At 63.0% G+C, this 14,681-nt stretch carries 2 protein-coding genes (1 of these 2 cut by a window edge); both read left to right on the top strand.

The features are described from left to right. The coding region (locus IVB47_RS29030) for a hypothetical protein (protein ID WP_247466468.1) at positions 1 to 712 on the top strand (712 nt) is incomplete at its 5' end. Beyond that, the coding region annotated (locus IVB47_RS29025) for a tandem-95 repeat protein (protein ID WP_247466465.1) crosses the window boundary (this coding region is incomplete at its 3' end): on the top strand, positions 648 to 14,681 show 14,034 of its 32,175 nt. Its footprint extends 18,141 nt past the window's final position. The genes IVB47_RS29030 and IVB47_RS29025, both read left to right, overlap by 65 nt.

The following is a 14,681-nucleotide window of genomic DNA, read 5'->3' as shown; positions in this document are numbered from 1 at the left end:
AGGGACGACTGGGACGCCGCGTCGCCTGACGATTGAAGGCGCATCGACGCTGACGCTTGCCAGCACCTTCAGCGTTCTCGGCGGCAATGGCTCCATAGGCGAGCAGTGGGAAACCAATGGCATCAACAAGCTGACCAACAACGGAACGATCACATCCAACGTGGCGGGGCAGGGCATCAGCATCGTCCCCGCAGCCATCACGAACTTCGCTAACTCCACGCTGACGGGCGGCACCTGGCAGGTGCTGAACGGTGCGACCCTACGCTTGATTTTGCCGCAGGCGATCGCAACCAACGCGGCCACGATCGTGGTCGACGGCGCCAGCTCGAGTTTCTTCCGCGACAACGGCTCGACGGGCGCGCTGTCGGGACTGACCGCCAACGCCGCAGGCGGCAGCCTGACGATCGCCAACGGCTACAATTTCACCAGCGCCGGAGACTTCACCAATGCGGGCGGGATCACCGTCGGCGCCGGCAGCACCTTTGGATTGGGCGGCCGCTTCGACCAGACGGGCGGCAGCGTCGACCTGCAGGGCGGCGTGCTCGGGGACACGCGGCCGCCGTCAGGCAACGCGCTGCATTTCGACGGCAACGATTTCATCGAAACGGCCGACAGTCCGACACTGCATTCGTCCGGCGATCTAACCGTTGAGCGGCTGGTTCAAGGCGGATGGTTTTCCGCGGACCTGGCAGAACATATTCTTCAAGGGTGACGGGCCGGATACCGTCAACGGCAATCCAAACCGCGAATTCGCGCTCTGGCTCAATTCGTCCGGTTACCTCTATTTCAGCTCGACGCCGCAAAGCCGCGTCGCCGTCGGACAGCTCGATCTTTCCACAGCGTCCGGCCTCATCAAGGCCGGCCAATGGTATCATTTCGATGCCGTCGTCAGCACGTCCGGCAACTTCATGCGGCTGTACGTCAACGGCGCGCTCGCCGGCGAGCGTACTTACGATCCGAGCGGCATCCGTGATACCACTGGGCCGTTCCGGATCGGGCAGGCCCCAGGCTGGGACAATTCCTTCCAGGGCAGCATCGATGAGATCAGCGTGTGGAGCGTCGCGCGGTCGGCCGATGCGCTCCGCACCGACATGTACCGGCATTTGACCGGGAACGAGAGCGGCCTCAGTGCCCTGTGGAATTTCGAGACGGTGGGGGCCACCGTCGCCGACGCGACCGGCCACGGCAATACGGGATATCTCGGTAGCATTGTCGCAAGCCAGCCGAACTGGACATCGGGACCAGCGCTGTCTTTCGACGGATCCAACGATTACGCGGAAATCTCCGACAGCGCCGTGCTTCGCCCTGCGGACGCATTGACCACGGAAGCCTGGGTTACCTTCGGGGCCAATTACAATTCCGGAACGCGCAACATCATTTCGAAGCCGGTGGGTTCGGGGTCAAACGCGTCTTACAATGTCTGGTACGCGGGCGGCCAGCTGCGCGCCCAGGTCGGTAACGTTTCAAGCGTCATCCCGACGCTGAGCTATAATTTCGCGCCCGTCCAGGATACCTGGTATCACGTCGCTTTCACCTACGATGCGAGCGGCGAGAAGCTCTACGTCAACGGCACGCTGGTTGCTTCCGCCACGGCGACGCTCGCGCTCGGTTACGACAATCACCCGGTGGTGCTCGGCGAGGACATTAATTTCAATTCTCTGGCGGGTCAGCCCTGGTCGGGCAAGATGCGTGACGTCCGGGTCTGGAACGTGGCGCGTACCGTCGCGGACATCCAGGCGGACATGAACCTTACGTTGGCTGGCAGCGAGAGCGGCCTGGTCGGCTACTGGAAGCTGGACGAAGGCAGCGGCGTCGTGCTTCACGACGCGACAGCCAACCACAATGACGGGTTGCTGGGCGGGACGCCCGATTTCCGTCCCGGCCAGCTCGCCACGCAATCGCAGCCGCCCGCAACGACGTCGCCGCTCTTCAACGGGAGTAACAACAACGTTCAGGTCGCCGATAGCGCGGCGTTGCGTCCGACAAACGCTCTGACAATCGAAGCCTGGGTCAACGCCGGCGACAACTTTACATCGAACACGCGCCACATCCTCGGGAAGACCGTCGGGACCAGCGCCCAGGATTCCTACGTGGTCTGGTACAGTGGCGGGACTTTGTCAGCGGCTGTCGGTAACGCCTCGACGGGCGTCTCGGTTTCCTACAACTGGACACCCGTCCAGAACACCTGGTACCGGGTCGCGTTCACCTACGATACGACCGGCCTCAAACTGTATGTCGACGGATCGCTGGTGGCGTCGAGCAATTCGACGGCCACCATCGGTTATGACAGCCACGCGCTGACGATAGGCGACGATTACAACTACGAGCAGCTGGGCCAGCCGTGGTCGGGCAGGCTCGCGGAAGTGAGCCTCTGGAACATCGCGCTGACACAGGCGCAGATCCTTGCGACCGCGCAACCGCTGAGCGGCGCCGAGGCGGGGCTGGTCGGCTACTGGAAGCTGGACGAAGGCAGCGGCACAGTTGCGCGCGATTCATCACCGAGCGGCGGCAACGGAAGCATCGCGGGAGCTGCGCCGATCTGGATCACCGCGCGCAAGCCGATGGTGAACATTCAGGGCGGCACGCTTTCTGGCCGCGGCGTGATCTCGACAGATCTGACGAACGCGGGACAGATGGTCGTCGGCGGCAGCGGCGCGGCCGGATCGCTCCTCGTGACCGGCAATTATACGCAGACGGCCGCCGGCGCGCTTAGTATCGAGGTCGGCGGCATCTCGGCAGGGTCGCTGTACGATCAGTTCGTCGTCGACGGCGCGGCCAGCCTCGCCGGTGCGCTTAACGTCAGCCTGATCAACAACTTCCAGCCGACCTCGGGCCAGAGCTTCGAGGTCGAGACCTTCAGTTCCCATCTCGGCACTTTCGGAAACATCAACGGCCTTCCGGCGGGCCTGACTGCGAACTACAGCACGACGGATCTTACCCTTATTAGCCAGGTGATCGGCATCACGGTGATGCCGACATCCGGTCTCAAGACCACGGAAGCTGGCGGGGAGGCCAGTTTTTCGGTCGTGCTCGACGGTCGGCCCTCCGCCGACGTTTACATCGATCTCGACACCGACAATGCCGCCGAGGGTACGCCGTCGGTCAGGACGCTGCACTTCACTCCGCAAAACTGGGACACGCCGCAGGTCGTCACCGTCACCGGTGTCGACGATCGCGTTCAGGATGGCGATGTCGTCTACCATATCATTCTCAAGAAGGCGATATCAAGCGACGCCGGCTACAACGATTTCGATCCCAGCGATGTGACGCTGATCAACAGCGACGACGACCTCGCCGGCTTCACCATCGCGCCGACGTCGGGTCTGGTGACGACTGAATCGGGAGGGCAGGCCTCCTACACCATCGTGCTGAATAGCCAGCCGCTGGCCAATGTCGTGATCAGCCTGTCGTCGAGCAATCCAGCGGAAGGCACGGTTACGCCTCTCACGCTGACCTTCACGGCTCAGAACTGGAACGTCGAGCAGACCGTCACCGTCAAGGGCGCGGACGATCAACTCATCGACGGCGACGTCACCTACAGGATCCAAGGCACCGCGACCAGCACCGACGCGAACTACAACCACCTCAATTTGCCGGACGTCAGCGTCGTCAATCGCGACAACGATACGCGCGATCTTCAAATCAGCGGTCTGACGCTGACCCCGGCGACGGGCCTGCAATCGGGCGGCAACCTTCTCGTGCAGTGGACGGTTACCAACGTCGGTAATCTCGCGACGTCCGGCGCGTTCAACGATCTCATCGTTGTGAAGAATACAACGACTGGACAGACGTTGTTTAGCACGACGGTGCCGTACGACCCGATCGCCGCCGGTAACGGTGCGATCGCGGGCGGAGGCTCGCGCCAGCGCCAGTATAGCTTCCAGCTGCCGAACGGCGTCGCCGGCGTCGGTCAAATCCAGGTCACGGCCACCGTCAACTATCAGCGCGCCATCGTCGAGTCCGATTCCGTTGGCACCAACAACACCGCCAGTGTGACTCAGACCTCGACGATTGCACCTTATCCCGATCTGCAGGTGAGCGGACTGACGCTCAGCGGCGTCTCGCTGCAGCCGCCGGCCGGCGTCTCGAATCTCTTCAACCACAATTTGATCGTGAACGGGAATGCGGAGGCCGGTGCGACCGGCAATCTGTTCCCGGGTTGGACCGTGACCGGTACGCCCGATCTGCTCGCCTACGGCCCAGCTGCACCGGCCGTTACCGATCCCGGCCCCGCCGATCGCGGCACCTACATGTTCGCGGGGGGCCAGGATAACGCGCAGTCCAAGCTGGCGCAGATCATCGATCTGGCCTCCGCCAGCACGACCATCGATGCCGGCGCCGCCCATTTCGCCTTGGGCGCTTATCTCGGCGGCTTCACGAGCCAAGAGGACAACGCGGCGCTGACAGCGCAGTTCGTCGCCGCCGACGGCACGGTGCTCGGCACCACGACGGTTGGACCCGTGACGGCAGCTGACCGCGCCAACGGAACCGGCCTGCTGGCGCGGACCGCGACGGATCTGGTCCCGGTTGGCGCGCGCAAGGTCGTGATCACGCTGGCAATGACGCGTCAAGGTGGCAGCTACAACGACGGCTATGCCGATGATCTGTCGTTCTCGCTCTACACCGGCAACGCCACGGCCGGGATCCAGTCGGGCGACCTGGTGATCGTCAACTGGAACGATATCAACACCGGCAATGCTCCGACGTCGGGCGCCTGGCAAGATCGCGTCGTCGTCCGCAATGCCTCGAGTGGGCAGGTCCTGATCAGCCAACTCGCCGCCTACGATCCCGCCGCTGCCGGCAATGGCAACATCGAAGCGGGGGGGCAGCGCGCGCGCCAGATGGCGTTCCTTCTGCCGGAGGGGGCCGCAGGGGTCGGCAATATCGAGGTCACGGTTACCGCCGATGGCGGTAGCAACAATGTCTTCGAGTATAACAGCGGCGGGACCGGCGAGACCAACAACAGCGCGGTCGCCTCGGTTGCGTCTGCAATCGCGTCTTATCCCGATCTCACGGTCGGCAATATCAGCGTCGATCCGGCCGACATCGTGACGTCGGGCAGCACAGTCACCATTCACTGGAACGACCAGAACACCAACGCGCGGCCTACGCCGGTCGGCTGGACGGACAAGGTCGTCATCCAGAACATCACGACGGGTGAGACGCTCGCAACCCTGTTGGTGCCTTACGATCCAGTCGCGGCCGGAAACGGCAATATCGAAGCCGGCGGATCGCGCGCCCGGCAGGTCGGCTACGTACTGCCCGACGGCTCGCGCGGGATCGGCCAAATCAAGGTCACCGTCACCGCCGACAGCGGCAATGTCGTCGTCGAGAACAATCAAGGCGGCACCGCCGAGACCAACAATACCGGTTCGTTCAGCTTCACGTCCGTCAGCGCGCCTTATGCCGACCTCCAAGTCGCCAATGTGAGCGTTGATCCAGCAGGGCTGACGTCGGGCGCATCCTTCACGGTTCGCTGGGACGACAGCAACACCGGCACCAAGGCGACGTCGATCGCTTGGACCGACACGATCGTGATCAAGAACCTGACCACGGGCGAAACGCTCGCCACGGTCACCGTGCCTTACGATCCGGCCCTGGCGGGCAATGGCGCGATCGCAGCCGGAGGTGCACGGACGCGGCAATACATTGGCAAGCTGCCGGACGGTAGCCGCGGTATCGGCCAGATCCAGGTCTCCATCACCACCGACAGCAACAACACCGTGCCTGAATTCAATTCGGACGGTACGGCGGAAACCAACAACACCGCCACCAAAACTGTCACCTCGACAGTCGCCCCATATCCCGACCTCACGGCTGCCAACCTCTCGGTCGAAGCGCCTAACGGCCTGCAGTCCGGCGCCAGCGTCGTGCTGCATTGGGACGACCGCAACGTCGGGACTGCGGCAACCAGCGGCTCCTGGTACGATTCCATCACGATCAAGAATCTGACCACGGGCGAGACGCTCGACACGATCCCGGTGGCCTATACGGAATTGACCAACGGCAACGGCGCGATCGCGGCAGGTGATACACGTGCACGGCAGCTGAGCTATGCGCTTCCAATCGGGTTGCGCGGCACCGGGCAAATCCAATTCACGGTCACGACCGATAATTTCAACCAGGTGTTCGAGTTCAACAACTCGGGCAACGGCGGCAGCAACACCGCTGAAAACAACAACATTACGAGTGTGACCGTGACGTCGCTGGCGGCGCCGGCGCCCGATTTGCAAGTCGCCAATCTCGCCGTGACGCCGTCCGCCGGCCTGCGCTCAGGCGACGGGGCGCTGCTGAGCTGGACCGTGCAGAACACGGGCAATGCCGCGGTCACCGGTTCGTTCTACTCCCACGTCGTGGTCCGCAACGTCACGACTAATCAGGTCGTTGCTCTCGGCGATGTGCTCTATGATCCCGCGGTCTCTGGCAATGGATCGATCGCGGCCGGCGGATCGCGCTCTCAACAATACGCCTTCAGCCTGCCGCAGGGATCTCCGGGTGCGGGGCAGCTCGAATTCACCGTCACCACCGACTTCTACAGCCAGGTTGGCGAGTCCAATGCAGCGGGAGCAAGCGGGTCCAGCACAGCCGAAAGCAACAATTCGGCGACCATCACGGCGACGGCCGCGCTTGCACCCTATGCCGATCTCGTTACGTCCGCCGTCACCGCGCCCAGCCTGACCGTCGGCGATCCCGCGACCGTCACGATCGGATGGACGGTGACCAACGCCGGCCAGGCCGCGACGACGGTCGGCAACTGGACCGACGTGATCATCGTCTCATCCGACACCAATCCAGATCATGGCACTGTGATCGGTCGGCTCGATCACACCGGCGCGCTCAGTGCCGGTGCGACCTATCAATCCAGCCTGACCATCACGCTGCCGCCACGGTACCAGACCCACTCACATCTGTTCGTCCGCACCGATGCGAACGACAATGTGTTCGAAAACGGCGTCGAGGCCAACAACGCGGCGGAAGCATCGAACATGTTCGATGTGGTCACCGCACCGTTCTCGGATCTCGCGGTTTCAAACCTTGTCGTTGCGCAGACGGCGAACAGCAGCCAGCCGATCACGTTGTCGTGGACCGTTACCAACCAGTCGCCCCACGCGATCGGCACCACCGACCGCACGACCTGGAGCGACAGCGTCGCGCTGGCGACGGACCCTCTCGGCAAGAACATCGTTACGACCATCGGCAGCTTTGACCACGTCGGCGCGCTGGCAGTCGGCGGCAGCTATTCGCGCACCGGCACTGCGATGATTCCGGACGGCCTGCATGGCACCTTCTATGTTGTGGTGACGACCGGCGGTCCGTCGGAATTCATTTACACCGACAACAATTCGACCGTGTCGGGGCCAGTGACGATCAATCTGACACCCGCCCCCGATCTCCTGCCGGGCACGGTGGTCGCGACGACGCCGGGCTCGACGGCCCAGGTTAGCCAGGCCAACGCCGGCGACAAGATCGACATCAGCTGGACCATCCAGAACGCCGGCGGTGGGCCAGCCAATGGCACCTGGTATGACAGCATCTATCTCCAGGAGGTCGGCGGTCAGCACCGCACTCTCGGTCTCGGCGCTTACGACTTCACCGGTCCGCTCAGCGCAGGGCTGTCCTACACGCGCTCGGAGGTCGTCCAACTGCCGAGCAATGTTGCCGGCGTCTTCCAGTTGATGGTCAAGACCAACGCCGGTCTCATCCCGGTCTACGAGCCGACGCAGAGCAACAACACGCTGGCAGATCCCAACACGATCACGCTGGTGGTGCCTCCAAATCCCGATCTGCAAGTCTTCTCGATCGACAATCTGCCGACGTCGGCGAATGCCGGCGGCACGGTCGCGCTCGATTTCACGGTCATCAACCAGGGCATCGCCGAGGCCAAGGGCCACTGGAAGGACAACGTCTACATCTCGCTGGTCGACCATCTCGACGGCAGCGCGATGTTGATCGGCTCCTTTGACAATTCCGCCGCGCTGGCGCCAGGCGAGAAGTACCAGATCTCAACCGGCAATATGTTGCTGCCGAAACGGCTCGGCGGGCCGGCCTATATCATCGTCGACACCAACGCGAACAACGGCGTCAGCGAATATCCGGCTCCGGACAACAACACGTTCGTCAAGGCGATCTATGTCAACGCCGAGCCGCCGGCGGACCTCGTCACCAGCAACGTGAAGGCGCCGAACCAGTCCTATGACGGGTCGACCATCACGGTCTCTTATCACGTCGACAATCTCGGCCTCGAGCCGACCGACCAGCAGAACTGGACCGACGAGATTTGGCTGACACGCGACAAGACGCGACCGAACACGACCAAGGGCGACGTTCTGCTCGCCACCATCGCGCACACCGGCATCATCGGCAACGATCCCAGCGTGATTACGTTGCCGACCGGCTACGACGTCACCGCGACCGTGACGCTGCCGCAGCACGTGTCGGGCGAGTTCTACATCACTGCCTGGTCCGACGCGTTTGACGTGGTGCACAAGAGCACCCAGGACATCAACATTAACCCGGACGATCCGAATCGTTCCAACAACGACAACTACAAGGCACGGCCGATCACGGTGCTGTTGACACCTCCGCCAGACCTGGTGGTGACGGCCGTCAATCCGCAGGCAACCGGTGTCGGCGGCGAAGACTACACGGTGAGCTGGACAGTCCAGAACCAGGGCACCAACGCGACGGAGAATCCGGTCCTGTTCGACCAGGTCTATCTGTCCGACGTACCGAATTTCGTGCCGCCGAACACCGGCAAGGATATCGGCAACCAATGGTTCCTCGGTTCGGTCGAACACGACGGCATCGTGAACTCCAACGGGAGCTATACCAACCAGGCGACCTTCAAGCTGACGCCCGAAATTTCGGGTAAGTACGTTATCGTTGTCAGCAACACTGGTGGCTACAACTCAAACGGCAACTACGTAGCCCCGACCTGGGAAGGCCAATACACCACCAACAACATCACTGTCGGCAATACCCTTGTCACGCCGCGGCCCTTGGCTGATCTCCGAGTCACCTCCGTCACAGCGCCGACGACCAACTATTCGGGCGAAAGCACGACGGTCACCTGGACGGTGCAAAACTTCGGCGCTGATGTCTGGTCGGGCACGCGCTACTGGAACGACGACGTCTATTTCTCGCGTTATGCGACATTCGATCCGGGCCAAGTCACTTTCATCGGGCATTACGCTCACAGCAACGATCAGCCGCTTGCGAGCGGCGCCAGTTACACCCAGACGGCAACGTTCTTCTTGCCGAAGGGCATCGGCGGCACAGCCGCCGACCCGCAGCCGTATTATGTCTATGTGATCACCAATCCCGACGGCGCGACCAAGACCATGTCGCGCGACAACAGCGGCTCCAGGGATTCTTTCGGTATCCGCGGCTACGAGGACCCGAGCAACAACCGAACCTCTGGTGTAGTGCCCGTCATCTATCGCGAGCCCGATCTCCAGGTCACGAATCTTGTTCTCCCGGTCAACGTGCCCCAGTCGGGCCAGATCATCCCGATCACGTGGACCGTCACAAACACCGGAAACCGCGATACCCGCGAGGGACGTTGGACCGATCGCGTCTTCCTGTCGCTCGATCCTTCGCTCGACGGTCACGACATCGAGATCGGTGCGCTGTCGCACGGCACCGTCCTGACCTCTGGCGCGAGCTACACGGCCACGATCGACGCGCAGCTCCCTGATGGCCTGGGCGGTAACTACTACATCCTGGTTTATACGGACTCGACCGCGTCGGGCCTGCACGATCCGCTGCTCGGCATTTCGAACCTGCAATACAGCGACGGGATGGGCAGCGTTCCGGAGTTCCAGGGCGAAGGTAACAACATCACGGCCGCCGCGCTGACGATATCAGCGGTGCCGCCGCCGGATCTTCAGGTCACCTCGGTCGTGGCGCTGGGGCCGGATCCCCTTCAGCTCGATCACGTTCTGACCGGACAGTCGTTCACGGTGACCTATCAGGTCACGAACGCCGGTGGCGGCGCGGTGCCGACTCGTCAGGGCAAGTGGGACGACTACATTTATATCTCGCGGGACCAATTCCTCAGCGATGCCGACACATTCCTCGGTGCCGTCACGCACGAGGGCGGGTTGGCCGCCGGCGCGAGCTACCAGAACACCCTGACCTATAAGACGCCGAGGAATCTGACGGGTCCTTGGTACATTTTCGTTCTCACCGATCCACCGACCGCGACATCGCCGATCATCGGTACCGTGTACGAGGCATCCAAGGAGGGCAACAACGCGACCGCGACCGCGACGCCGCTCCTGATCGACCAGCCGCCACCGTCCGATCTTGTCGTTGACACCATCACGATTCCGAACGGCGCGATGTCCGGCGATCTCGTCCACTTGACCTGGACAGTAGACAATATTGGCACCAACGCAGCGAGCGGTTCGTGGCGCGATGTCGCCTATCTCTCCAGCGATAACGTCTGGGACATCGGTGACAAGCCGATCGGCTACTTCAACTTCTCCGGCACTGTGCTGCCGGGCGGCTCCTACTTGGCCACGCTGGATGCGCAACTGCCACCAGCCACGCCCGGGACCTATCGCGTCATCGTGCGAACCGACATTTTCGACGATATCGTCGAGCTCCCGACGCAGAACAACACCACCGTGTCGTCGAGCGTGCTGAACGTGACGGTGCCGGACTTGCATCTCGGCGTCGCGGTGGATACCACGCTCTCTACGGGCCAGGATCGACTCTTCCAGGTCACGGTGGCGCAAGGTCAAACCTTGCAGGTGGACCTGACTGCGGCGGACTCGACGTCCGCCAACACGCTGTTCCTGCGCTATGGCGCGTTGCCAACGCCTGCGACCTATGATGCCTCCTATCAGGGCGCGGTTCAGGCCAATCAGTTTTCGGTGATTCCGTCGACCACGGCGGGCACCTATTACGTGCTTGTGCACGGCCAGTCGGAGCCGACGGCCAGTTCGCGTGTGACGCTGCTCGCCCATGTGCTTCCGTTCGGGATCACCGACGTCAAGCAGGATCAGGGCGGCGACGATCGCTACGTCACCACGACGATCTTCGGCGCCCAGTTCGATGCGCAGGCGGTCGTGAAGCTGGTGCGGCCGGGCTTCGCCGAGTACGAGCCCGTCAGCTACAAGGTCATGGATCCCACGCGGATCATCGCGATCTTCGATTTGCGCAACGCGCCGCACGGCCTGTACGACGTCGAGGTGATCAATCCGAACGGTCTGATCGCCATCGCGCCTTACCGCTATCTTGTCGAGGAGGCGCTGCCCGCCGATGTCAGCATCGCGCTCGGTGGCCCCCGTGTCATCTGGGCCGGCCAGAGCGGTCTCTACGGCTTCACGCTCACAAGCCAGACCAATGTCGACATTCCCTATGTCCAGTTCCAGTACGGTGTGCCGGGCACGCCGCTGAACGAGGGCGTGCCGTATCTGGGTGTCACCACCAACGTCACCGGAACGCCAAACATTGCCGACGTACCGTGGGCCAGCATCGTGCCGATGTCGGACACCAACGGACAGTCGTTGACGACCGGCTACGCCTACGATCTGGCCACGCGCGCGAATACCACCTTCAGCTTCCAGGTGCAGACCTACCCGAACGGCCTACCGCCGGGCAATCAGACCGAGCAGCCTGGCGTCACCGCCTTCGCGTTCAACATCATGGGCTCGGCGACGGCGCTGACGCCCGACGAATATGTCGCGCAGCAGCGGCAACTCGCCGAGACCCTGCGTGTCAATATCCTGAAGGACCCGACGGCATCGTCGGCGCTGCAGAATTTGGCGGCGGACGCGACCTCGTGGACCGACCTCTATCTTACTGCGCTGACCCAGGCCGGCCTGCTGCGGCCGGTCGACCAGCCGCCCGAGATTCACGACAATCCTGTCCTCGTCAGCCTGCAGGCAACGCTGGCGGCCGGTATCCTCGCCGGGCCCGCCGGCAAGCAGATCATCACAACCGGCAATTTGTTGCAGTTCTTCAGCCAGGTGCAGCAATGGTATGGTGACGACCCCACCAAGACGACGCCGTATCAGACCCAGAAGGAAGACACGGTCAGCCCACACGAGCCGACCAGCTATGTCAGCTTCGATCCGCCGCCGGCGAGCGACTTCGATCTCAACGCGATTTCGCCGACGCATTACGAGTCGAACTATGTCTACGTTCCCTGGGCCAACAGTTGGGACTTCCCGTACACTGGCCACGGCAACGACCAGACACACCCCGAGAATCAGAACTTCATCAACGTCGACCCGCCGAACTTCGCGTCGTTCTTCAACGGCAGTGGACGCACCGGCCAAGCCTTCCTGAACGGGCCTCTGGGCTACGGCACGGATCAGTTTGTCCCGGCGGGCGTCGCCGAGCCTTACACGATCCAGTTCCAGAACGCGCCGCACGCGGCGTCGACGGTCGGCGAAATCCGCATCGTCACGCAGTTGGACTCGGACTACGAGCCGCGCTCGTTCCGCCTCGGCGATCTCCAGATCGGCAACATCAAGGTCCACGTCCCCAGCGGCGTCGGATCCTTCCAGAATGATTTCGACTTCACCCAAAGCAAAGGTTTCATCCTGCGTGTTAGCGGGGGTATCGACCTGTCTTCCAACACGCTGACCTGGCTGTTGCAGGCGATCGATCCGTTGACCGGCGAGGTCATCCAGGATCCGACGAAGGGATTGTTGCCGCCCGACGACGCCGCAGGCGATGGCCGTGGCTTCGTCAGCTACACCGCCACTCCGAAGACGGGGCTCGCCACCGGCACGGAGCTAACCGCCCAGGCGCGCGTAATCTTCAACACCGCTGCGCCGATGGATACGCAGCAACTGACCTTCACTTTGGACGGCAAGGCTCCGGTCACCACGCTGACCTCGGCGCCGCTGGTGCAGGGCGGCTCCGACTATCAGGTGCAGTGGAGCGCCAAAGACGACGATGGCGGCAGCGGCGTCAAGGACGTCACCGTCTACGTCTCGGTCGATGGCGGCAATTACACCACCTGGCTGAAGCAGACCACGCAGACCTCCGGCATCTACAACGGCCAGGCTGGCCACACTTACAAATTCCTGGCGTTGGCGACTGACAACGCGGGTAACCGCGAACAGGCGCCGCTTGGCGCTTCGGTGCCGAACAGCGATGCTTCGGCCAATCTCGGCGCCACGCCCACCGTGGGCGACACGACGACCGAGGATCTCGGCCCGCCGCCGGCGCCGTCGACGCAGCCGTCGACCAACGCGCTGTTCACGCAGACACAGCAGGGCATTCCGTCCGCTATCGTCCAGACCAGGGCGTCTGAGTTCTCAACAGTGCTTGCGCCCTTCACTGCGCAGGCGTTCGCGACCGGCATCGGCGACAGCGGTGCGGGCATCGGGCCGATGGCCATTCTGGCTATGCCCGATAACACCGTGCTGGTCAGCGGTGGCTCATCGCGCAACCAGATTTTCAGATTGAATCCGGAAGGCGGGCAGGTTGGCGCGCCGCTGGTGACGCTACCCGAGCCGATTTACGACATGGCGTTCGATGCCGCGCGCAACGTGATCTGGGCCGCGACAGGCGGGGGACCGCTCTACGAGCTCGATGCAACCACCGGCGCCGTGATCGATCAATTCGGTGACTCCCTGACCCAGAGCGTCGCTCTGCAGTCGAGCACCGGTCTCGTCTATGTCTCCTCGGGCAATGGCATCGAGGTGTTCGATCCGACCGCGAAGACCTTCAGCCATTTCAGCGATATCAGGGTCGGTAGCCTCGCCTTCGCGCCTGACGGCACGCTGTGGGCCGTTACTTGGCCGCACAATCAGGGCCAGGTAATCGAGTTCACCGGCAACAAGCCCAAGTTGATGCTGTCGTTCGACAGCGATGTCGGATCGATCGCGTTCGGCGCGGCCGGTTCCAAGTTCGATGGCCTGCTGTTCGTTTCCCACACCGAGGCTTCGTCGAACGGCGGCACGGCGCTGTCGATGGTCGATCTTGCGACCATGAAGGTTGTCGACGTCGCCAAGGGTGGCACGCGCGGCGATATCGTCAGAGCCAGCGCGGATGGCCGTGTATTCCTGAGCCAGTCGCATCAGGTCGACGTTCTGGGGCCGGTGCGTGCACCGCATGTGACGAGCACCAATCCGCCACCGGACGCGTTCGTGTCGCTGCCGTTCGCCAGCCTCTCGGTGACGTTCGACGAAGACATGCTGGCCATCGCGGCGAGCGGTCCGCGCTCGGTGCTCAATCCCGCCAACTATGAGCTGCGTGGTGACGGTGCCGGACTGATCCCTATCCAGGCGATCGCCTACGACCAGGCGACGCGGACCGCAGTGCTCAGTTTCGCGCCGCTTTATGCAGATCACTACCAGTTCAAGGTCTTGACCAGTGTGCAGAGCGCTGCGGGCCTTGCGCTGGCGGAAGCGTATACGACCGGCTTCACCGCCGTCAGCGACGTCACGTCGGTGCTCGACGTCAATTTCTCGCTGGCGCGCAGTGACCGCGATACCGGCACGATCTCCTTCGACGTCACCGTGACGAACAAGAGTTCGCATAATCTGGTACTGCCGCTGGTGCTGCAGCTGTCGCCGACACAGCATTTCGACGGCGAACCGCTTGGGACTTCCGGCCGCGCTGCGGACGGTTCCTGGCTGATCGATCTGAGCTCGAACCTGCCGGCGAGCGGCATTCTGCTGGCCGGCCACTCGACCACGGGGCGGACGATCACG

This window comes from Bradyrhizobium sp. 62, from assembly GCF_023073035.1.
Lineage (GTDB): Bacteria > Pseudomonadota > Alphaproteobacteria > Rhizobiales > Xanthobacteraceae > Bradyrhizobium.
The sequence above is the reverse complement of the archived record's forward strand: the minus strand, read 5'-3'. Positions and strand labels throughout refer to the sequence as shown.